This window comes from Paracoccus sp. NSM (genome assembly GCF_052379855.1).
Lineage (GTDB): Bacteria > Pseudomonadota > Alphaproteobacteria > Rhodobacterales > Rhodobacteraceae > Paracoccus.
Genome location: NZ_JBQTCG010000001.1, coordinates 1 through 20,734, shown reverse-complemented (window position 1 = coordinate 20,734; position 20,734 = coordinate 1). Strand labels below are relative to the sequence as shown.

21 protein-coding genes are annotated in these 20,734 nt (G+C 68.0%); 12 read left to right on the top strand and 9 right to left on the bottom strand.

Annotated features, from left to right (window positions below; all coding sequences use genetic code 11):
• Positions 1 to 51: 51 nt before the first annotated feature.
• The gene (gene ribA, locus ACTZWU_RS00105) at positions 52 to 1,110 is read left to right on the top strand and encodes a GTP cyclohydrolase II (protein ID WP_444735316.1); all 1,059 of its coding nucleotides are present in this window, start codon (positions 52 to 54) and stop codon (positions 1,108 to 1,110) included.
• Positions 1,111 to 1,121: 11 nt separating this feature from the next.
• Positions 1,122 to 1,604, top strand: coding sequence for a L,D-transpeptidase family protein (locus tag ACTZWU_RS00100; protein ID WP_444735870.1), 483 nt, complete (start codon positions 1,122 to 1,124; stop codon positions 1,602 to 1,604).
• Here the strand turns inward: ACTZWU_RS00100 and ACTZWU_RS00095 are convergent.
• Both ACTZWU_RS00095 and ACTZWU_RS00090 read right to left on the bottom strand, forming a co-directional pair.
• Entirely contained in the window at positions 1,601 to 2,254 is a 654-nt protein-coding gene (locus ACTZWU_RS00095) for a YggS family pyridoxal phosphate-dependent enzyme (RefSeq protein WP_444735315.1), read from the bottom strand. The genes ACTZWU_RS00100 and ACTZWU_RS00095 overlap by 4 nt on opposite strands.
• Before the next feature lie 68 nt (positions 2,255 to 2,322).
• Positions 2,323 to 3,246 (bottom strand): porin, encoded by a 924-nt coding sequence (locus tag ACTZWU_RS00090; protein WP_444735314.1) that lies wholly within the window; start codon positions 3,244 to 3,246, stop codon positions 2,323 to 2,325.
• Between the two features lie 276 nt (positions 3,247 to 3,522).
• Here ACTZWU_RS00090 and ACTZWU_RS00085 point away from each other — a divergent pair, with 276 nt between their 5' ends.
• The 5 genes from ACTZWU_RS00085 (at position 3,523) to ACTZWU_RS00065 (ending at position 9,333) form a co-directional block, all read left to right on the top strand.
• Positions 3,523 to 4,011 (top strand): DUF3576 domain-containing protein, encoded by a 489-nt coding sequence (locus ACTZWU_RS00085; protein ID WP_444735313.1) that lies wholly within the window; start codon positions 3,523 to 3,525, stop codon positions 4,009 to 4,011.
• Positions 4,012 to 4,107: 96 nt separating this feature from the next.
• Positions 4,108 to 6,648, top strand: coding sequence for a leucine--tRNA ligase (leuS, locus tag ACTZWU_RS00080; RefSeq protein WP_444735312.1), 2,541 nt, complete (start codon positions 4,108 to 4,110; stop codon positions 6,646 to 6,648).
• Positions 6,635 to 7,120 (top strand): LPS assembly lipoprotein LptE, encoded by a 486-nt coding sequence (gene lptE / locus ACTZWU_RS00075; RefSeq protein WP_444735311.1) that lies wholly within the window; start codon positions 6,635 to 6,637, stop codon positions 7,118 to 7,120. The genes leuS and lptE overlap by 14 nt, the downstream gene beginning before the upstream one ends.
• A 3-nt stretch (positions 7,121 to 7,123) precedes the next feature.
• Positions 7,124 to 8,152, top strand: coding sequence for a DNA polymerase III subunit delta (holA, locus tag ACTZWU_RS00070; protein WP_444735310.1), 1,029 nt, complete (start codon positions 7,124 to 7,126; stop codon positions 8,150 to 8,152).
• Positions 8,149 to 9,333 (top strand): NAD(P)/FAD-dependent oxidoreductase, encoded by a 1,185-nt coding sequence (locus ACTZWU_RS00065; RefSeq protein ID WP_444735309.1) that lies wholly within the window; start codon positions 8,149 to 8,151, stop codon positions 9,331 to 9,333. The genes holA and ACTZWU_RS00065 overlap by 4 nt, the downstream gene beginning before the upstream one ends.
• A 3-nt stretch (positions 9,334 to 9,336) precedes the next feature.
• Here ACTZWU_RS00065 and ACTZWU_RS00060 read toward each other — a convergent pair whose 3' ends face one another.
• Positions 9,337 to 9,918 carry a transglycosylase SLT domain-containing protein gene (locus tag ACTZWU_RS00060; protein ID WP_444735308.1) on the bottom strand — a complete coding sequence of 194 codons (582 nt, stop codon included), beginning with the start codon at positions 9,916 to 9,918 and terminating at the stop codon, positions 9,337 to 9,339.
• 103 nt (positions 9,919 to 10,021) lie between these two features.
• Positions 10,022 to 10,390 (bottom strand): winged helix-turn-helix domain-containing protein, encoded by a 369-nt coding sequence (locus ACTZWU_RS00055; protein WP_444735307.1) that lies wholly within the window; start codon positions 10,388 to 10,390, stop codon positions 10,022 to 10,024.
• 150 nt (positions 10,391 to 10,540) lie between these two features.
• Between ACTZWU_RS00055 and ACTZWU_RS00050 the strand changes: the two genes are divergently transcribed.
• Entirely contained in the window at positions 10,541 to 11,722 is a 1,182-nt protein-coding gene (locus tag ACTZWU_RS00050) for an acetyl-CoA C-acyltransferase family protein (protein ID WP_444735306.1), read from the top strand.
• A gap of 360 nt (positions 11,723 to 12,082) precedes the next feature.
• Here ACTZWU_RS00050 and ACTZWU_RS00045 read toward each other — a convergent pair whose 3' ends face one another.
• The 5 genes from ACTZWU_RS00045 to ACTZWU_RS00025 form a co-directional block, all read right to left on the bottom strand.
• Positions 12,083 to 12,679, bottom strand: coding sequence for a queuosine precursor transporter (locus tag ACTZWU_RS00045; protein WP_444735305.1), 597 nt, complete (start codon positions 12,677 to 12,679; stop codon positions 12,083 to 12,085).
• A gap of 91 nt (positions 12,680 to 12,770) precedes the next feature.
• Positions 12,771 to 13,676, bottom strand: coding sequence for an esterase-like activity of phytase family protein (locus tag ACTZWU_RS00040; protein WP_444735304.1), 906 nt, complete (start codon positions 13,674 to 13,676; stop codon positions 12,771 to 12,773).
• A complete protein-coding gene (gene mepA / locus ACTZWU_RS00035; RefSeq protein ID WP_444735303.1) occupies positions 13,649 to 14,509 on the bottom strand; it encodes a penicillin-insensitive murein endopeptidase in 861 nt (286 codons plus the stop codon). Before mepA ends, ACTZWU_RS00040 begins: the two co-directional genes overlap by 28 nt.
• Positions 14,506 to 15,894 carry an MFS transporter gene (locus tag ACTZWU_RS00030; protein ID WP_444735302.1) on the bottom strand — a complete coding sequence of 463 codons (1,389 nt, stop codon included), beginning with the start codon at positions 15,892 to 15,894 and terminating at the stop codon, positions 14,506 to 14,508. The genes mepA and ACTZWU_RS00030 overlap by 4 nt, the downstream gene beginning before the upstream one ends.
• Before the next feature lie 43 nt (positions 15,895 to 15,937).
• Positions 15,938 to 16,495, bottom strand: a complete 558-nt coding sequence (locus ACTZWU_RS00025; protein WP_444735301.1) for an acyl-CoA thioesterase — start codon at positions 16,493 to 16,495, stop codon at positions 15,938 to 15,940.
• Between the two features lie 175 nt (positions 16,496 to 16,670).
• Here ACTZWU_RS00025 and ACTZWU_RS00020 point away from each other — a divergent pair, with 175 nt between their 5' ends.
• The 4 genes from ACTZWU_RS00020 to ACTZWU_RS00005 all read left to right on the top strand — a co-directional run bounded on the left by ACTZWU_RS00020 (position 16,671) and on the right by ACTZWU_RS00005 (position 20,661).
• Complete coding sequence (locus ACTZWU_RS00020; RefSeq protein ID WP_444735300.1) at positions 16,671 to 16,964, top strand: YggT family protein; 294 nt, start codon at positions 16,671 to 16,673, stop codon at positions 16,962 to 16,964.
• A complete protein-coding gene (recQ, locus tag ACTZWU_RS00015; protein ID WP_444735299.1) occupies positions 16,964 to 19,012 on the top strand; it encodes a DNA helicase RecQ in 2,049 nt (682 codons plus the stop codon). Before ACTZWU_RS00020 ends, recQ begins: the two co-directional genes overlap by 1 nt.
• A gap of 114 nt (positions 19,013 to 19,126) precedes the next feature.
• The gene (gene msrP, locus ACTZWU_RS00010) at positions 19,127 to 20,029 is read left to right on the top strand and encodes a protein-methionine-sulfoxide reductase catalytic subunit MsrP (RefSeq protein WP_444735298.1); all 903 of its coding nucleotides are present in this window, start codon (positions 19,127 to 19,129) and stop codon (positions 20,027 to 20,029) included.
• Positions 20,026 to 20,661 carry a sulfite oxidase heme-binding subunit YedZ gene (locus tag ACTZWU_RS00005; protein WP_444735297.1) on the top strand — a complete coding sequence of 212 codons (636 nt, stop codon included), beginning with the start codon at positions 20,026 to 20,028 and terminating at the stop codon, positions 20,659 to 20,661. Before msrP ends, ACTZWU_RS00005 begins: the two co-directional genes overlap by 4 nt.
• Positions 20,662 to 20,734 lie beyond the last annotated feature (73 nt).

Below are 20,734 nucleotides of genomic sequence, written 5' to 3'. Positions count from 1 at the left end.
GTTTTGTCGCAGCAGCGGGTTTTGTTTCGGATTGTTTCAGAAAGCGCCCGGATGAGCCTGATCCCGACCCTCGCCGAAATCGTGGCCCGCGCCCGCGCCGACTTGCGGATGGGGCTGCCCGTGATGGTGGGCGGCCATGTCGCCGCTGCGGCGGAAACCCTGTCGGCGGCGCGTCTGGCCGATCTGCGCGCGCTCGGCCCCGCCGTGCTGGCCCTGACCGAGCGGCGGGCGCAGACGCTGAAGGCGCGCGCCTATGATGCGGGGCTTGCGCGCGTGATCCTGCCGCCCGAGGCCGATCTGGCCTGGCTGCGCGCGCTGGCCGATCCGGCCGACGATCTGCGCCATCCGATGAAGGGGCCACTTTTCACCGCGCGCGATGGCGATGCCGCCGATCACCGCGCCGCGCTGGCGCTGGCGAAATCGGCGCAGCTTCTGCCCGCCGCGGTGATGGTGCCCGCAGCCCCGGTCGAGGGGCTGACCCGCCTGCCCGCCGCGCCTCTGATGGCGCAACTGACGCAAGAGGCCGCGCTGGCCCCCGTCGCGGCTGCGCGCGTGCCGATCATCGCCTCGGAACGGTCGCGCCTGCATGTGTTTCGCCCCGATAATGGCGGTGAGGAACATTACGCCGTCGAGATCGGCGATCCGCCCCGCGATGCGCCGGTTCTGGCGCGGCTGCATTCGGCCTGTTTCACCGGCGATGTTCTAGGCAGCCTGAAATGCGATTGCGGCCCCCAGCTTCACGCCGCGCTGGAGGCGATGGGGCAGGCCGGGGCGGGCATCCTGCTTTATCTCAATCAGGAAGGCCGGGGCATCGGTCTGGCCAACAAGATGCGCGCCTATGACCTGCAGGATCAGGGCTTCGACACGGTCGAGGCCAACCACCGGCTGGGCTTCGAGGATGACGAACGCGATTTCCGCATCGGCGCTGCGCTTCTGCGGCGGCTGGGCTTCGGGGCGGTGCGGTTGATGACGAACAACCCGCGCAAGGTGGCGATGATGCAGGGTCACGGCATCGAGGTGGCCGAACGTGTGCCGCTGATCGTGCCGCAGAACCCGCATAATCAGGGCTATCTGGCCGTCAAGGCGCAGAAATCGGGGCATCTGCTGTGATCGCGCAGGACATGGTGCTGACGCCCGTTGGTCTGCGTTTCCGCGGGCGGCTGTTTCCCTGCGCCATCGGCAAGACCGGCATCAGCGCCTCAAAGCGCGAGGGGGACGGCGCCACGCCCGCCGGAACGCATCGCATCACCGGGTTGTGGTATCGGCCCGACCGTCTGGCGCGCCCCGCGCCTTGGGCGAGGCCCATCGGGCCGGGGGATCTGTGGTGCGACGATCCGGGCCATCCGGCCTATAACCGGCATGTCCGCGCGCCGCTTTCGGCCAGCCATGAACGCCTGCGCCGGGCCGATCCGCTTTACGACCTGATCCTGACGACCGACTGGAATCAGGCGGGCGTGCCGGGCCGGGGCTCGGCCATCTTCCTGCATCAATGGCGCCGCCCGCGTTTTGGCACCGAGGGTTGCATCGCCTTTGCCCGCCCGCATCTGCTGTGGATCGCGGCCCGCGCGGCGCCGGGGACGAGGCTGATCGTCGCCCGGCCCTAGCCGTAATCGCGCGCCCCGAAGATCGCCGAGCCGACGCGCACATGGGTCGCGCCCTCGGCGATGGCGGTCTCGAAATCGGCGCTCATGCCCATCGACAGAAGGGCCATGCCGTTATCCTGTGCCAGTCGCTGCAGCAGGCGGAAATGGGGCAGCGGGTCCAGCCCCTCGGGGGGAATGCACATCAGCCCCTCGGGCGACAGGCCAAGTTCGCGGCACTGGCTCAGGAAGCCCGGCAATTCGTCGGCCAGGATCCCGGCTTTCTGCGGCTCGTCCCCGGTATTGACCTGCACGAACAATTGCGGATGGCGGCCCTGTTCGGCGCAATGCTGCGCCAGCTTGCGGGCCAAGGTCATGCGGTCCAGCGTGTGGATCGCGTCGAACAGCGTCACCGCCGCGCGCGCCTTGTTCGACTGCACCGGGCCGATCATGTGGACCGACACGTCAGGATAGCGGGCGCGCCAGTCCGGCCACTTGCCCTGTGTTTCCTGAACGTAATTCTCGCCAAAGACGCGGTGCCCCTGGTCCAGCACGGCCTGAACCCGCGGGGCGGGCTGCACCTTGCTGACGGCGATCAGCGTCACGCTGCCGGGCGCGCGCCCGGCTTTTTCCTCGGCCGCGGCGATGCGGCGTTTGATGTCATCCAGTCCCATGACCGCACAAGACAAAAAGAAAAGAGCGGGCGCAAGGCCCGCTCTTTCCGTAACCGCTGATCGTGGGATCAGAAGTTGAAGCGCACACCGAAGTCAGCAATGATGTCTTTGCTGTAGCTGCGGTGGATCGCGGTGGCCAGGTAGGCGCCGCCCAGGTCGTACTTGCCGCCGATGCCGTAAGCGACGTCGGTCGCGTTGCCGGCAGCGTCGTTGTTGGCGACATAGCCTTTGACGGTGGTCAGCGGAGCAACTTCAAACTCGCCGTACAGCGTGATCGTGGTGCTGTCGGCGACGTCACCGTTGTCGATCCAGTTCAGGCCCAGTTTGTTCGAGGTGCCCGGCAGGGTGTAGGCGGCGCCCAGGAAGTACTGGTCGTTGCCGTCGATGCCAGCGCCGTCCAGAACGGCAGCAGCCGACAGGGCGATCGCGTCCATCGAGTAGTCGACCGAGACGCCGATCTCTTCGTTGCTGTCGCTGACGGTCTGGTCGGTGTTCACATACGAGATGCGAGCGGTCAGAGCGTCAACCGCATAGGTCGCGGCGATGCCGACGCGGTTGTTGTTGGCGCCGTAGCCGCCGGTCGAGTAGGCGAAGAACGAGCCAGCCGGGTTGCCGAGCGAGCGGTCGAAGATACCGATTTCCGACGCGTACAGCAGGCCGGCGCTGTCGAAGGCGGTGCCGACGTTACCGACCGAGACGGTCAGGCCGCTGGCGGTCACGTAGATTTGGCCGGGAGCGAACTGGTCCAGCTCCGAAGCGCCCTGGTCCCACTGGAAGCGCAGGCGAGCGCCGAAGTCCACGCCCTGGTCGGTCGAGGTGGTGGCGAGAACGTTCATACGGACGCGCGACTGGATCTGCGTTTCCTGAGCGCCGCCAGCGCGGTTCTCGACGAAGTCCAGACCGGTGCGAGCGAAGCCCGAGAAAGTGACGTCGGCAGCGGCGACACCGGCCGACAGAACCAGCGCGGTGGAGGCGATAAGAGCCTTTTTCATGGTGTGTTCCCTCTTGTCTCTCTGGTGCCCAAGCCGGCGATCCCGCCCTGGGTATGCTGTTTGTTTCACCCTTTCGAACATGTGATGCAACGGAATCACGTTTGCGCTGATTTCTTTGCCAGTTTCTGTGATGCACAAGGGCCACACCTGCGCCCGCGCCCTTGCCTGCGCCTGGGTCACGTCAGACATGGCCCGCCCGTCAGCAGGGCAAGGCGCTTGTTTCGCACCGTTGATCCGGTCTAATGCTTGGCCCACAAGCAACAGCCGGGGGATGGCATGACACCTGCACGCATCGCGCGCCTGACGATGGCCACCATGCTGATGGCGGGTCTTGCGGCCTGCGGCGGCAATGGCGCCCGCAACGCCGCCACCACCGAGGCCGCGCTGAACGAGCCCGACATGCGCCCTGCCGTTCGCGGTACGCGCATTCAGGACGTGTTCGGCCTGTCCGAGGATGTGAACGCGACGATCGGCGTGAACAAGTATCTGTGGAATGCCAGCCTCGAGGTGCTGAACTTCCTGCCGGTGCAGACGGTCGATCCGTTCACCGGCGTGATCCAGACCGGGTTCGGCACGCCTCCGGGCGGGGGGCGCGCCTATCGCGCCACGATTCAGATCAGCGATCCGGCGCTGGACGCGCGCAGCCTGCGCCTGTCGCTGCAGGGTCAGGGCGGCGCAGCGGTTGAGCCCGGCACTGTTCGCGCGGTCGAGGATGCGATCCTGACCCGCGCAAGGCAGCTGCGTCTGCGCGACGGGCGGCTCTAGTCGCGGCTGCGGCCGCCCAAGGCCACGGGCGCATCTGGACCCGCTGCGGCGGCGCGTATAAACCCTGCGGGCAACGAATGACGCCCGAGGTTCCCGATGCCCTATGATCCCGCGACAAGCGAAGCCCGCTGGCAGAAGGCCTGGGCCGATGCCGGCAGCTTCACCGCCACCCGCGATGAGCGCCCGAAATACTATGTGCTCGAGATGTTCCCCTATCCCTCGGGGCGCATCCATATGGGCCATGTGCGCAATTACACGATGGGCGACGTGGTGGCGCGGTTCAAGCGCGCCCAAGGGTTCAGCGTGCTGCACCCGATGGGCTGGGACGCCTTCGGCATGCCCGCCGAGAATGCCGCGATGGAACAGGGCGGCCATCCGCGTGACTGGACTTATGCGAACATCGCCACGATGCGCGACCAGCTGAAGCCGCTCGGTCTTTCGATCGACTGGAGCCGCGAATTCGCCACCTGTGACGATTCCTATGTGGCGCAGCAGCAGGCGCTGTTTCTCGACATGCTGGAGGCCGGGCTGATCACGCGCAAGTCGGCGCAGGTGAACTGGGACCCGGTCGATATGACCGTGCTGGCCAATGAACAGGTGATCGACGGCAAGGGCTGGCGTTCCGGCGCCACGGTTGAGCGGCGAGAACTGACGCAGTGGTTCTTCAAGATCAGCGATTATTCCGACGAACTGCTGGAGGCGCTGGACGGTCTGACCGGCTGGCCGGAAAAGGTGCGCCTGATGCAGGCCAACTGGATCGGCCGGTCGCGCGGCTTGCAGTTCCGGTTCCGCACGGTCGATGCGCCTGCGGGCCATGAGGCGATCGAAGTCTACACGACCCGCCCCGACACGCTGATGGGCGCCAGCTTCGTCGCGCTGTCGCCGGATCATCCGCTGGTCAAGGAGCTGGCGGCCTCGCGCCCCGAGATCGAGGCCTTCCGCGAGGAATGCCGCAAGATCGGCACCACCGAGGAAGCCATCGAGACCGCGCCCAAGCTGGGTTTCGACACCGGCCTGACCGTCGCGCATCCGCTGGACGCGGATTGGCACCTGCCGATCTGGATCGCGAATTTCGTGCTGATGGATTACGGCACCGGCGCGATCTTCGGCAGCCCCGCGCATGACGAACGCGACCACGAATTCGCCACGAAATACGGGCTGCCGATCCGCGCCACCTTTGGCGAGCGCGGCATGGATCAGGCCGCGGCGGATGCGCTGGTCGCCAAGGCGCCTTTCGTCCCCGCCAAGACCGAGACCGTGACCTATGTGCGCGGCTTCGCGGGCGAGGCCGACCAGACCGGCGAGGCAGCCGTCGATGCCGCCATCGCCCATGCCGAGGCCGCGGGCTATGGCGAGGGCGTGACCAAGTTCCGCCTGCGCGACTGGGGCATCTCGCGCCAGCGCTATTGGGGCTGTCCGATCCCGGTCGTGCATTGCGACACCTGCGGCACGGTCCCCGAGGCGAAGGCGAACCTGCCCGTGCTGCTGCCCCAGGACGTCAGCTTCGACGTGCCGGGCAACCCGCTGGACCGCCACCCGACCTGGCGTCAGGCGACCTGTCCGAAATGCGGCGGCGCGGCGCGGCGCGAAACCGACACGATGGACACCTTCGTCGATTCGTCCTGGTATTACGCGCGCTTCACCTCGCCGGGGGCGGCGACGCCGACCGACCGGGCGGATGCCGATTACTGGATGAACGTGGACCAGTATATCGGCGGTATCGAACACGCGATCCTGCACCTGCTTTATTCGCGGTTCTTCGCGCGGGCTATGGTCAGGACGGGCCACCTGCCCGAGGCCGCGAAAGAGCCCTTTGACGCGCTGTTCACGCAGGGCATGGTCACGCATGAGATCTACAAGACCACCGACGAACGCGGCCGCCCGGTCTATCACCTGCCCGATGACGTGACCGACGGCAAACTGGCCGACGGCACCCCGGTCGAGATCATCCCCTCGGCCAAGATGTCGAAATCCAAGAAGAACGTCGTCGATCCGGTGAACATCGTAAGCAGTTTCGGCGCCGATACCGCGCGCTGGTTCATGCTGTCCGACAGCCCGCCCGAACGTGACGTGGAATGGACCGCCGCCGGGGCCGAGGCTGCCGCGAAGTTCCTTGCCCGCGTCTTCCGCCTGGCCGAGGAGGCCCCGGCGACGGGCGGCGACGACCCCGCGCTGACCCGCGCCGCGCATCGCGCGATTGCCGATGTCACCAAGGCCATCGAGGGTTTCGCCTTCAACAAGGCCGTCGCGAAACTCTATGAGCTGGCCAATGCGGTGGGCAAGTCGCAGGCCGGGGGCGAGGCGCGCCGCGCCGTCCTGCGGATCATGGCGCAGCTGATGGCGCCGATGGTGCCACATCTGGCCGAAGAGGTCTGGGCGATCTCGGGCGGGCAGGGGATGGTCGTGGACGCGCCCTGGCCCAAGGCCGACCCCGCGCTGCTGGAGGATGACAGCGTCATCCTGCCCATCCAGATCAACGGCAAGCGCCGGGCCGAGATCAGCGTGCCGAAGGACATGCCCAAGGATCAGATCGAGGCCTTGGTTCTGGCCGACGAGACCGTGCAGCGTTTCCTTGAAGGCGCGGCGCCCAAGAAGCTGATCGTGGTGCCGGGGCGGATCGTCAATGTGGTCGCCTGACCGCCGGGCGCTGATCCTTGGCCTTCTGGCCGTGGCCGGTTGCGGATTGCAGCCGGTCTATGGCCCGGGCGGGGGCGACAACCGGCTGTTCGGCAAGGTGCGCCCGCGCGACCCGGACACGCCGCTGGATTTCGTCTTCAACCGCCGTCTGGCCGAACGGCTGGGCCCCGAGGACGGCGCGATCTACGATCTGGATTACCGGGTCAGCGTCGGCGTCACCTCGCAGGCGATCACGCCGGACGAGATCACGACCCGCTATTCGCTGAACGGCACCGCCGATTTCGCGCTGACGGGGCCGGGGGGCGCGGTGATCACGCAGGGACGGGTCAGCAGCTTCACGTCGTATTCGACGACCGGGACGACGATCTCGACCCTGACGGCCGAGGGCGATGCCCGCCAGCGGCTGGCCCTGATGCTGGCCGATCAGGTCGTCACGCGGCTTCTGGCTGCCTCAACCCGCCTGCCGGGCTGAGCGATGCTGCTGAAAGGGGCCGAGATCGCGCGCTATCTGGCCCGGCCCGACCCCTCGCGGCCGGGCCTGCTGATCTATGGGCAGGACGCGATGCGCGTCGCCATGAAACGGGCCGAGGCCGTCAAGGCGCTGGTCGGCGAGCGCGCCGATGAAGAGATGCGCCTGACCCGCATGGCCGGGGCGGGGCTGAAGAAGGACCCCGCCCAGCTGATCGACGCGGTGCGCGAGGTGGGCTTTTTCCCCGGCCCGCGCGTGGTGCTGGTCGATGACGCGCCCGACAGCGCGGCGGATGCGGTGCGCGCGGCGCTGGACGGGTGGCGCGCGGGCGATGCTGTGATCGTGGTCGCGGCGGGGGCGCTGGCAAAATCCTCGGCGCTGCGCAAGCTGTTCGAGGCGCATGGTCAGGCGATCTGCGCGCCGATCTACGACGACCCCCCCGGCGAGGACGAGATCGCGCGCTGGCTGTCCGATGCCGGTCTGCGCGAAGTCCCGCGCGACGCCATGCGCGAGATGCTGGTTCTGGCCCGCGCGCTGGACCCCGGCGATCTGCGCCAGACGATCGAGAAGATCGGGCTTTACAAACATGGCGACCCCTCGCCCCTGACCCCGGCCGAGATCGCGCTGATGGCGCCCGCCACGATCGAGGCCGATCTGGATGAACTGATCCACGCCGTTGCCGAACGGCGCGAGGCCGAATTCGGCGCGCTGATGCGGCGGATCGCGGCGCAAGGGCTGGCGCCGGTCTCGATCTGCATTGCCGCTCTGCGCCATTTCCGCGCGCTGCATCTGGCGGCGGCGGACCCGGCGGGGCCTGCGGTCGCGTTGGCGCGGGCGCGGCCTCCGATCTACGGGCCGAGGCGCGACCGGATGGCGCGTCAGGCGCAGGGCTGGGGCCTCGGCCCGCTGGAAGAGGCCGTCCACGCGCTGCTCACGCTGGACCTGACGCTGCGATCCTCGACCCGCGCGCCGCAGATGCCGCTGGTCGAACGCGCCCTGCTGCGGCTGGCGATGCGGCCTCGGGGTCGGCGGTGATCATCGAGGTCGATGCGCTGGTCGTCGGCGCCGGTCCCGCCGGGCTGATGGCGGCCGAGATGCTGATGGCGCCCGGCCGCAGGGTGCTTGTGGCCGAGGCCATGCCCTCGCCCGCGCGCAAGTTCCTGATGGCGGGCAAGTCGGGGCTGAACCTGACCAAGGACGAGCCCGCCCCCGCCTTTCGCGCGGCCTTTTCCGGAAGCGCCTCGGCCGGGCTGGAGGACGGTTTCGGCCCCGATCAGGTGAAATCATGGGCCGAGGGTTTGGGCATCGCGCTGTTCACGGGATCGACGGGGCGGGTCTTTCCGGTCGGCATGAAAGCCTCACCGCTGCTGCGTGCATGGCTTGCGCGGCTGGAGGCAGGCGGCGTCACGCTGCGGCAGCGCTGGCGGCTGGAGGGGATCGGTGACGGCTTCCGCTTTGCCACCCCCGAGGGGCCGGTGCTGGTGCGCCCGCGTGTCGCCGTGCTGGCGATGGGCGGGGCAAGCTGGCCCAGGCTGGGTTCGGACGGCGCATGGCGGGGGCTGTTGCAGGACGCGGGCGTCCCGGTCGCGCCCTTCCGGCCCGCCAATATGGGGTTCCGGGTGGATTGGTCGCCCGCCATGGCGCGGCATTTCGGGGCCGCTGTCAAGGGCGTGGCGATCCATGCCGGGGCGCAGGTCAGCCGTGGCGAATGGGTGATCGCGCGGGCGGGGATCGAGGGCGGCGGCGTCTATGCCATCGCCGCCGCCATCCGCGACGGCGCCGCGCCGCTGCTGGATCTGGCGCCCGATCTGGACGAGGCCGCGTTGACGCGGCGCTTTGCCCGCTCGCGCGGGCGGCTGTCGGTCGGGAACTGGCTGCGCCGCGTTCTGGGCGATCCGGTGCGCGCCGCGCTGATGATGGAATGGGGCAGACCGCTGCCCCAGGATGCGCCCGGCTGGGCCACGCGGGCCAAGGCGCTGGCGATGCCCCTTGCAGGGCCGATGGGACTGGATCGCGCGATTTCCTCGGCCGGGGGCGTCACCGCCGAGGCACTGGCGCCGGGGCTTGCGCTGAAGGCCCTGCCCGGTGTTTTCGTCGCGGGCGAGATGCTGGATTGGGAGGCGCCGACCGGCGGCTATCTGCTGACCGGCTGTCTGGCCAGCGGACGCAGCGCGGGCCTTGCGGCGGCGGCGCGGCTTGCGGCGCCGCCTGCCTGACGATCACGCCCGGCGGCACGAGGCCAGCTGCTGGCGATACATCTCGGATCGTTGGCTGACCTGTCTGGCGACCCGGATCAGCCAGGGCTTCTGGTTGTAGCTGCCCCGCGCATAGCCGCCGCGCCCCTCGTGATAGGCCAGGTATTGCCGCCCGGCATCGTGCTTGGACAGGCCAAGGCGCTGCTGGCTGCCATGCATGTACCAGCCCATGAAGTCGGTCGCATCGCGGATGTTGTCGCGGCGGGCGCGGCGGTTGCCGGTGGCCTGCTGGTATTCCTCCCATGTGCCGTCCAAAGCCTGCGAATAGCCGAAGGCGCTGCTTTGCCGTCCGATGGGAATCACGCCAAGGGCATATTGGTGCGGGGTGCGCGCGTCGCCGATGAACTTCGATTCCTGATACATCGTGGCCATCTGGACATGGACCGGCACGCCCCATTTGCGTTCCGTCGCCCGCATCGCCCGCATATAGGCAGGCCGCTCGGCCGCGATGGCGCATGCATTGTCAAGCTGGCGTGGCGCGCTGAAATTGCCGCCGCCGCAAGACGCGACAAGCGCGACAATGGCCAGCTTCAGAAGCCTGTTCATCCTGCCCTCGTGCTGCTCTTGGGGTCGTTTTCCCGAAGTATTAGCGGAAAATACGCGGGTTTGAAATCACAAAGCCGGAATGGGCGGGCGCCCGCCGGTCGGCTCAGGCGGCGCCTTCGGGGCGCAGCAGAGCGTTCAGCGCGCGCAGGTTCTCGGCCCCCGCCTCGCGCAGCAGTGTCTCCAGCGCGCGGTAATGGCGCAGGACCTCCTGCCCGGTCGGCGTCACCCGCGCGCCGCCACCCCCCGCGCCGCCCCGCGCGCTGTCGATGACCGGATCGGCAAAGGCGGTGTTCATCTCTTCGACCAGCGTCCAGGCGCGCTTGTAGCTCATGCCCATCTCGCGCGCTGCGGCCGAGATCGAGCCCAGCCGGTCGATCCGGGCCAGAAGCTCGGCCTTGCCCGGCCCCAGGATCAGCGGGCTGTCATATTCGAGGCGCAGCTTGATGCGCAGGCGCGGGGTGGTTGCGGACATCGGAGCCTCGGCTGATCGCGTTATTCCCCGGGACCATAGCGACCCTTGGCGGGTGATGCAATTTGCGCCGGTTCCGTGACGGCACATCGGCTGCGACTTGCGGCACGATGCGGGGCTTCTATGCTGTTGCCACCCTGAGAGGAGGCCATCATGTCTGCATCCGAAATCGTGATCCTGTCCGGCGCGCGCACCGCCATCGGCGGCTTTGGCGGCAGCCTTGCCGGCACCCCGCCCATCGACCTGGCGACCACCGTCACCCGCGCCGCGCTGGAGCGTGCGGGTCTTGCCCCCGAAAAGGTCGGGCAGGTCGTCTTTGGCCATGTCATCAACACCGAGCCCCGCGACATGTATCTGAGCCGCGTGGCGATGCTGAACGCGGGCATCCCGCACACCGTCCCGGCGATGAACGTGAACCGGCTCTGCGGCTCGGGCGTGCAGGCCATCGTCTCGGCCACGCAATCGCTGCTGCTGGGCGATGCCGAATTCGCCGTCGCGGGCGGGGCCGAATGCATGAGCCGGTCGCCCTATGCCGTGCCCTCGGCGCGGTTCGGCGCCAAGATGGGCGATCAGGTGATGCTGGACATGATGACCGGTGCGCTGACCTGCCCGATGGGCACCGGCCATATGGGCGTCACCGCCGAGAATGTCGCCGCGGAGCATGACATCACCCGCGAGGCGCAGGACGAATTCGCGCTGGAATCACAGCGACGGGCGGCGGCGGCCATTGCGGCGGGCCATTTCCGCGACCAGATCGTCCCGGTCGAGATCAAGTCCCGCAAGGGCGTGATCGCCTTCGACACGGACGAGCATCCCAAGGAGACCACGCTGGAAAAGCTGGCCGCGCTCAAGCCGGTCTTTCAGAAGGGCGGCAGCGTGACCGCTGGCAATGCCAGCGGCATCAATGACGGCGCGGCGGCCTTGGTTCTGGCGCGCCGCGACGCCGCCGAGGCCGCGGGCCTGACGCCCCGTGCGCGCATCCTGGGCTATGCCGTGGCGGGCGTTCGCCCCGAGGTCATGGGCATCGGCCCCGTCCCCGCGGTCGAGCAATTGCTGGCGCGGACCGGTCTGAAGGCCGGTGATTTCGACGTGATCGAATCGAACGAGGCCTTTGCCGCGCAGGCCTTGGCCGTGACCAAGGGTCTGGGGCTGGACCCGGCGCGGGTGAACCCCAACGGCGGCGCCATCGCGCTTGGCCATCCGGTGGGCGCCACGGGCGCGATCATCACGATCAAGGCCCTGCACGAGCTGGAACGGACTGGCGGGCGGCGCGCGCTGATCACCATGTGCATCGGTGGCGGTCAGGGGATCGCGCTGGCGATCGAGCGTATCTGAGCCGGGTCTGCCGACAGGATGCCGGTCGGGCGGTCCGACCCTCGGACCGGCATCTTTCGGCTTGCAGCTGACTTGGGCTGGCGGATGGGGCGGGCCTGAATGGTCCGCCCCGCCCAAATAGAGACGGGCCGTCCGAGTGGGACGGCCCGCGAGTTCCACGGAGATGGTCCGGTTAGGGATGGAAGAAATCCGTCCGGTCCCAATCAGGGTTTACGACCCTTGGGGCTGCCCTCAGGCCACGGCCCCCCTGACTGTTCCGACACCTCTCTCCAATATCACTCTCGACACTGGACCACCTCCTTTCAAAAGATTGCCGTTAGAATTTCAGGGTGCCACAGATTCTCTGTCAGTCAATTGCCTTTATGTTTCAGACCGCAACAAATTGCGGACAAGGATACGAAACGGCACAAGGGCCAGTAGGGCCAGACCAAGCTTGACCAGCCAATCGGCACTTGCCAACGAAATCCACAGCGCGCTGACCGGTCCGTGACCAAGCAGCGGAACGGCCTCGTTCGCCCAGCCTGTATTGGCGTCTGCGGGCAGGAAGGCGGCAAAGGCGATGGTGAAGAACAGCGCCGTGTCCACCGCAGATCCGATGATCGTCGAGGCCAGCGGCGCCCGCCACCAGCGCCCTGCCCGCAGCGCGTCGAAGATCGCCACGTCCAGCAGTTGCGCCACCAGGAAGGCCGTCCCCGAAGCGATGGCGATTCGCAGCGTGGTCGCCTGGAACCCCGCGGCGACCAGCGAGCAGGCGACGCCGGTGACGAATCCCGCCAGCACGACGCGCCGCGCGGCCGAGGGGCCATAGACGCGGTTCATCACATCCGTGACCAGAAAGGCTAGCGGATAGGTGAAGGCACCCCAGGTCAGCCAGTCGCCGACCACGAATTGCACAAGGATGTTCGAGGCCACGACAATGGCGGCCATGGCAAGGATGCCGGGCAGGAAGCGGTTCATCTGGGGGTCCGTTTTACAAGGTGGCGGAGAACTCGGCCCCGCGCGGGCAGCGGCGGGGCAGGGCGCGCTTACGCCCAGCCTGCCCGGCCTGTCAATTCCCCTGCGCCTGCCGGTCGCTTCGGGTGATGCGGTATTCCACGATTTCGGTGCGTTGCAGGAACAGGAAATTGTCGTCCGAGATCATCGTGGCGCGCAGATCGTCCGGGCTGCCCCAGACCGAGATGCCCTCGAGATTGTCGAACTGCATCGGCGCGCTTTCGATCAGCACATGCTCGTCCTGCGGGCCGTCCGCGTCCAGCACCATGCTGCGCAGCCGCGACCGGAAGCCCAGAGGCCCCAGAAAATCGCGCTCCAGCAGGTAGAAGCGGCCGTCAGGTCCGTAATCGGCGCCCACTGGCAGCCAGTTCCCGTCGCGCCGGATCTGCGTCATTTCGGACCATGCGCCGTCCTGATAGGCCAGCACGGTAAAGGGCGTCGTCACGCTGGCCGATCGCTCGGGCAGCGTCACAAGCCCCCCGTCATCGCGCAGAGCCAGCGCCTCTAGCCCGGAATTGGCGCCCATGCCCGGCAGCGTCGGCGGGCGGGGCAGAGGGTCCGAGGGGCCATGCGGATCATCATAGCCCACGACCCGGTGAAGCCCCTCGAAGCTGACCCAGACACGCCCGTCTGGCGCGACGGCCAAGCCCTCGCTGTCGCCCAGATGCCCGGCGGGCAGGGGCGTGCCGTCGCGGTCGGACAGATGGGCGCGGTCCTCGATGTGCAGCGCGGTGATGCGGCCCGCCGCGTCGCGGTCGATCCGGCCCGTGAGCAGATGCGCGCGGTCGGTCAGCGCTTGAAAGCGGGTGCCGTCGCCGGTGATCTCGATGCCGGAAAAGCCGCCGAACTGCGGGTCGGCATGGCGCCAGACATGGGTTGCCAGATGCTGCGCGACCGGCTCGGCCCCGGCTGGGGCGGCCAGCGCGATCAGGATCAGGGCGAGTTGGCGACGATCTGGCATTGCTGGGGAAGCTCGCTCATCCGGAAGGTGCGGGGGTGGCGGTAATCGGGGTCCGGCCTGACGGCAGGTGCGCGCGAGGGATTGGCGCGGTTGTTGATCCATTCCTGCGCCTCGGCGCAGCCATCGCCGGGCGGGGGCGGGTCCTGCCTCCGGCAGATCGAGCCCTGTGGGCAGGACAGCCGGATGTGGAAATGGTAGTCGTGGTTGTTGATCGGGCGCACCTTGCGCAGCCACGACCGGTCGCCCGTTTCCATCTGGCACATGGCAACCTTGGCCACCGGATCGACCAGCAGCCGTTCCACCCGCGGATCGCGGGCGGCGGCGCGCATGATCTGGAAATGTCCGGTATTCCAGTGCTGCGACAGCCCCAGCCCGCCCTGTGCCACGACCGAGACCGACGAGATGTTCTCGCGCTGCTGGCGGCTCAGCGTCAGCGAAGGGGGCGGTAGCATCCAGACATCGGCATCCAGCCCGATCTGGTGGCTGGCATGGCCCGAGGTCATCGGCCCGCCGCGCGGCTGGCTGATGTCTCCGACATAAAGACCCTGCCAGCCTGCCTGCTGCGCGGCGCGCGACAGGCCCTGCAGGAAGTCGATCATCACCGGATGGCCCCAATGGCGGTCCCGCGACAGGCGCATCGACTGCCAGCTTGGCCCGCTTTCGGGCATCTGCACCATGCCCTGCGCGCAGCCCTGCGAATAATAGCCGATCGAGACGGCAGGCCCCTGCGAGGGGCCGCGGAACGCGCCGAACACGTCCTTGGCCAGCGGATCGGCGCTGGCGGGGGCGGCAAGGCCCAGCACCAGCGCGGCGGCTTTCAGCAAATGTTTCATGGGCGCGGTCCCTCTGCCTCTCCTTCGGGGTTCACCCACCTTAGCAGAAGCAGCGCCAGCAGAAAGATCACGATCAGCGGCAGGAAGCCCACGCGCTGGCTGCCGCTGATATCGGTCGTCACTGCGATCAGGAAGGGCGCCAGAAAGGCCGTGACCTTGCCCGACAGCGCATAGAGGCCAAAGCCCTCGGTCGCGCGTTCCTCGGTCGTGTGGCGCACCATCATCGTGCGGCTGGCGGCCTGCAGCGCCCCGCCCGCCCCACCAATCACCGCGCCGCAGGCGAAGAAGATCAGGTCGGGCAGGCGCAGCCCGGACAGGATCGGGTCGGGGGCGGGGATCCCGAAGACCGAGGTCCGATCCATCCCGATCAGCAGGGTGCAGACCGCCGACAGCGCAAGGATCGAGGCGATGATGACCGCGCGCGGGCCAAAGCGCCGGTCGGCTCGCCCGCCCAGCCAGCTGATGATCGCGGCCGAGATCGCGCTGATGACGCCGAAGACGCCCGCCAGAAAGACCGGCCAGCCCAGCACGGTGCCCGCATAGACGCCGCCAAAGCCGTAAAGCGCGTTCAGCGCATCGCGCGAGAACATCGACGAGGCCAGCCAGGCCGCAAGGCTGCGCCGGTGTCTGAGGCTGCGGATCAGCGCCCAAAGCTCGGCCAGCGCAACGCCGACGCGGACGGGCCGCCCCGACCCCGCCGGTTCGCGCACCCACAGGAAGAACGGGATCATGAAGACCGCATACCAGATCGCGGTGAAGGGGCCGACAAAGCGCGTGCCTTCTCGGGCGGCGGGGTCCAGCCCGAACAGGGGGCGGATCCCGGCCAGCGTGCGGCCTCCGGGCGTTTCGGCGAACAGCGCCAGCATCAGCGCCAACGCGACGACGCCGCCCAGATAGCCGAAGGCGTAGCCCGACCCGGATATGCGCCCGATCTCGGCCCTTGGCGCAAGGCCGGGCAGTTGGGCGTTGGTGAAGATCGTGGCGAACTCGACCCCGATCAGGCCGATGCCGAACAGCACCACCGCCTGGATCAGCGCGGGCTGCGTGGGCATCAGCCACCACAGACCCGCCGCGCCGATGACGTAAAGCCCGGAAAAGGCCCAGATCCACGGCATCCGCCGCCCGGACGTGTCCGCGATGGCGCCAAGGATCGGTGCGCAAAAGGCGATGATCGCGCCGGTGATGGCCAGCCCGTAGCCCCACAGCGCCTGCGCCTGCGCGCCCGCGATCGTCGCGCTTTCGCCCATGGCGATGAAATGGCGCTGCGCCACCTCGGCGAAGTAGATCGAGAAGATGAAGGTCAAGAGCAGCGTGTGGTAGGGCTGGCTGGCCCAGTCAAAGAACCACCAGCCCCAGATCCGCTTGCGATCAAGCCCTTGCCGCATCTTTTCCCCCCTGGACGACCGGCGCCATAAGGGCAGCACGCCGTCAGGCTGGCAAGTCTTTCGTTTGCGCGGGGCCAAAGGGGGGCCAGGGCCGCAGGGCGTCGGCCTCGATCCAGGCGGCGATCCAGTCGGGCAAGGGCGGGCTGTCGGCCGGGTGGCCAAGCGCGGCCATCACGTCGGCGGGGGCGACGATGCCCTGCTTTGAGGTCACCGCAGAGCGGATCAGCACCTGATTGCAGCATTCGCCGCCGCGCCACATGGATTGCTCCATATAGACGAAGCGGTGGTCCCACCCGATCATGCGCGAGACCATCGTAAAGCGGTCAAAGGCACGGATGCGCCGCCGGTAGCGGGTCGAGTTGCCCGCCACCGTGATCCCCCAGCCGCGTTCCTTCAGGATCGGGATCAGCCCGGTCCGGCTGGCCAGCGGAATGCGGCCCAGATCGAACAGGGTCAGGGTGCGGCCGTTGTTCAGCTCGATCCAGGGGTCCAGATCCCAGGGCCAGCAGAGATGGGTCGAAACATGCGCGTCCAGCGGGCCGAGGCGCGGCGCTTTACGGTATTTCAACATCTCCTTGGCAAAACGGATCAGAGGATACATCGGCGGCCCTTTCGCTGTTCGCGCCTGTGGTGGCCCCGGATCACGCGGGCGTCAACCCGGACGCGGCGGCAGCCGGTCGCATCGGGTTGCTCACCGGGTTGCGCCGGGCGAATCGCACGTCCATACAGGGGCAGGACCGGCCAGGGGGCCGCAGACAGGATGACGGGGAACGCGGATGGTCACGCTGTATCAAGCCTTACAACTGATCCTTCAGATCATGTGGTTCGTGATGATCGTCCATATCATCATGTCCTGGCTGATCAACTTCCAGGTCCTGAACCTGCGCCAGCCGCTGGTCGCGCAGATCTGGGACGGGCTGAACCGTCTGCTTGAGCCGATCTATCAGCCGATCCGCAACATCCTGCCCAATACAGGCGGGCTGGATCTGGCGCCGCTGGTCCTGTTCGTCATCATCATCATCGCCCGCAGCGCGCTGGCGAACAACGCGGCCTTCTTCTACGGGGTCTGATGGCACGCGACCTTTCCTCGGGCGATCTGCTGCGCCAGGTCTGGGGCTTCGACGGCTTCCGCCCCGGCCAGCAAGAGATTGTCGAGGCCGTGGCCGATGGCCGCGACGTGCTGGCCATCATGCCCACGGGTGGCGGCAAGTCGCTGTGCTACCAGCTGCCCGCGCTGATGCGCGACGGCGTGACGGTGGTGATCTCGCCGCTGATCGCGCTGATGCGGGACCAGGTGCGCGCCCTGCGCGAGGCCGGGGTCGAGGCCGGCGCGCTGACCAGCGGCAATACCGAGGCCGAGACCGATGCCGTCTTTCAGGCCATCACGGCGGGCCAGATCAAGATGCTCTACATGGCGCCCGAGCGGTTGGCCTCGGGCGGGACGGTCGCGCTGCTGCGCCGTGCGGGCGTGACCGCCATCGCGGTGGACGAGGCGCATTGCGTCAGCCAGTGGGGCCATGATTTCCGGCCCGATTACCTGCGGATCGGCGATCTGAAGCGGGCGCTGAACGTGCCTCTGGCCGCCTTCACCGCGACCGCCGATGCCGAGACGCGGGCCGAGATCGTCACACGCCTGTTCGAGGGGACCGACCCCCAGACCTTTCTGCGCGGCTTCGACCGGCCCAATATCCGGCTGGCCTTTCAGCCCAAGGACAGCCCCCGCAATCAGGTCCTGTCCTATGTCGCGGCCCGGCGCGGGCAGTCCGGCATCATCTATTGCGGCGCGCGGGCGCGCACGGAAACGCTGGCGCAGGCCCTGCGCGAGGCGGGCCACCCGGCCATCGCCTATCACGCCGGCCTCGAGGCCGAGGCCCGGCGCGAGGCCGAAGCGCGGTTCCAGCGCGAGGACGGGCTGATCGTCGTGGCGACCGTCGCCTTTGGCATGGGGATCGACAAGCCCGACATCCGGTGGGTGCTGCATGCCGACCTGCCCAAGTCGATCGAGGGCTATTACCAGGAAATCGGCCGCGCCGGCCGCGACGGCGATCCGGCCGACACGCTGACGCTTTACGGCCCCGACGACATCCGCCTGCGCCGCACCCAGATCGACGAGGGTCTGGCCGAACCCGCCCGCAAATCCGCCGATCACGCGCGGCTGAACGCGCTGCTGGGTCTGGCCGAGGCCACGGGTTGCCGCCGCCGCCGCCTGCTGGCCTATTTCGGCGAGGAACTGGCGCAGGATTGCGGCAATTGCGATCTGTGCCAGACCCCGCCCAAGCTGTTCGACGGCACGATGGCCGTCCGCAAGGCGCTGTCTGCGATGCTGCGGACCGGCGAATGGTTCGGCAGCGGTCATCTGATCGACGTGCTGACCGGCACCACGACCGACAAGGTGCGCGAACGCGGGCATGACCAGCTGCCGACCTTCGGCGTGGGGCGCGAACATGGGCGCGGCCAGTGGCAGGCGATCTTTCGGCAGATGATGGGGCTGGACCTCTGCCGCCCCGATCCCGAACGCCACGGCGCCCTGCACCTGACCGAGGCCGCCCATCCCGTGCTGCGCGGCGAGGCCAGCGTCACGCTGCGACAGGACACGACCCGCACCAAGGCCGCGAATGTCCTGCGCGCCCAAGTCTCGAAGGAGGACGAGCCGCTTCTGTCCGCGCTGAAGGCCCGCCGCCGCGCCCTGGCCGAGGCCGCGCGCGTGCCAGCCTATGTCATCTTTCCCGACCGCACCCTGATCGAGATGGCCGAAAAGCGCCCCCGCGATCTGGACCAGATGGCCCGGATCGGCGGTGTCGGCGCCAAGAAGCTGGAAAGCTACGGTCAGGCCTTCCTCGAAGTGATCGCGGGCGAACAGACGCAGATGCATCCCGCGCGCCGTGCCCTTGCGGGTCGCCCCGAAGGCGCGCTGTTCGACCGGCTGGTCGCCGTGCAGTCCCGTTTGCAACGGGGCGAGGACGGGACCGAGAAGCCGCTGACCTGTTCGACCGGCCAGATCCGCCGCATCGCCGAGACGCGCCCGGCCAGCCGCGACGCGCTGGCCCGGCATCTGGACGAGGCGCGGCTGGAACGCTTTGCGGAAGCCTTCCTCGACGAGATCGCCACCGCTGACTGACCGGCCCGTCAGGGTTCCCGTCAAGGGATCGTGATGCATCAATCCGGTAACGGCCTGCGTGTCTTGTGCGATAATGGGGCAACGGCCCCGCGCCGGCCCTGATCGGAGGATGCGATGAAACTGAACTGGTCTGACGTCACCCCGCACCGGATGTATCTCAATCGCCGCGCGTTCATGGCGGGCAGCGCTGCCGCGCTGGCGCTCGGCGGCCAGGCCCATGCGCTGACGGGCCGACCCTCGCCCTTCTCGACCGACGAGGCGCCGAACAGTTTCGAAGAGATCACGCAATACAACAATTTCTACGAATTCGGCACGGGCAAGGAGGACCCCGCCCGCAATGCCGGTGCGCTGACCATTGACCCCTGGTCGGTCGAGATCACCGGCCTTGTCGAACGCCCCGGCCGCTACGGCGTCGAGGATCTGGCCCCCGAGAATGCGCTGGAGGAACGCATCTACCGGCTGCGCTGCGTCGAGGCCTGGTCGATGGTCGTCCCCTGGATCGGTGTGCCGCTGGCCTCGGTCCTGAACCGGGCGGGGTTGCGGCCCTCGGCGAAATACGTCGAATTCGAGACGCTTCTGCGCCCCGAGGAAATGCCCGGCCAGAGACGCCCGATCCTCGACTGGCCCTATCGCGAGGGGCTGCGGATCGACGAGGCGATGCATCCGCTGACGATCGTGGCCACCGGGCTTTACGGTCAGGCGATGCCCAACCAGAACGGCGCCCCGATCCGGCTGGTCGTGCCCTGGAAATACGGCTTCAAGTCGATCAAGTCGATCGTGCGGATCAATCTGCGCGAGGATCAGCCCCTGAACACCTGGCAGCAGATGCAGCCAAGCGAGTACGGGTTCTACGCCAATGTGAACCCCGAGGTCGATCACCCTCGCTGGAGCCAGGCCACCCATCGCCGCATCGGCGCGGGCCTGTTCGCGGGCCGCGAGCCGACGCTGATGTTCAACGGCTATGCCGATCAGGTCGCCTCGCTTTATGCGGGCATGGACCTCAGGGTGAATTATTGATCCGCGCCCTGAATGACGGGCTGCGCCGGGTGCCGGTGCCGCTGATCTGGGCGCTCGGGGCGATTCCCTTCGCGCTGCTGGTGTTCGACATGGTCACGAACAATCTCGGCGTCGATCCCGTCCAGCAGATCGAGCATCGGCTGGGGCGCACGGCACTTTACCTTCTGGTGGCCGGGCTGGCGGTGACGCCGCTGCTGCGCCTGACCGGCTTGTCGCTGATGCGGTTCCGCCGTGCGATCGGCGTTCTGTGTTTCGGATACGCTCTGGCGCATGTGCTGACCTGGGTGGTCATGGATATGGGCCTGCTCTGGGGGCAGATGGGCCGCGACATCGTCAAGCGCCCCTATCTGCTGTTCGGCATGCTGTCCTTCATGGCGATCTTCGCGCTTGGCGTGACCTCGAACAACCTGTCGATCCGGCGCATGGGCGCGGGAGCTTGGCGGCGCCTGCACCGCCTGGTCTATCCGGCGGCTGTGCTGGCGGGGATGCACTGGCTCTGGGCGGTCAAGGTGAACGAGATCGCGCCCCTTGTCTGGGCCTCGCTGATCGTTGCGCTGCTGGCCCTGAGAATCGCGATTCCCCGGCCTTTGGGGCGGGGTACACGAAAGACGGAAGGAATAATCATTAAATAACAGTGCGTTGCAATTTTTATTCGTCGGGGCCGCATTTTTTTGCGCAAACCCGCTTGCGTCTCCCGACGCTGCG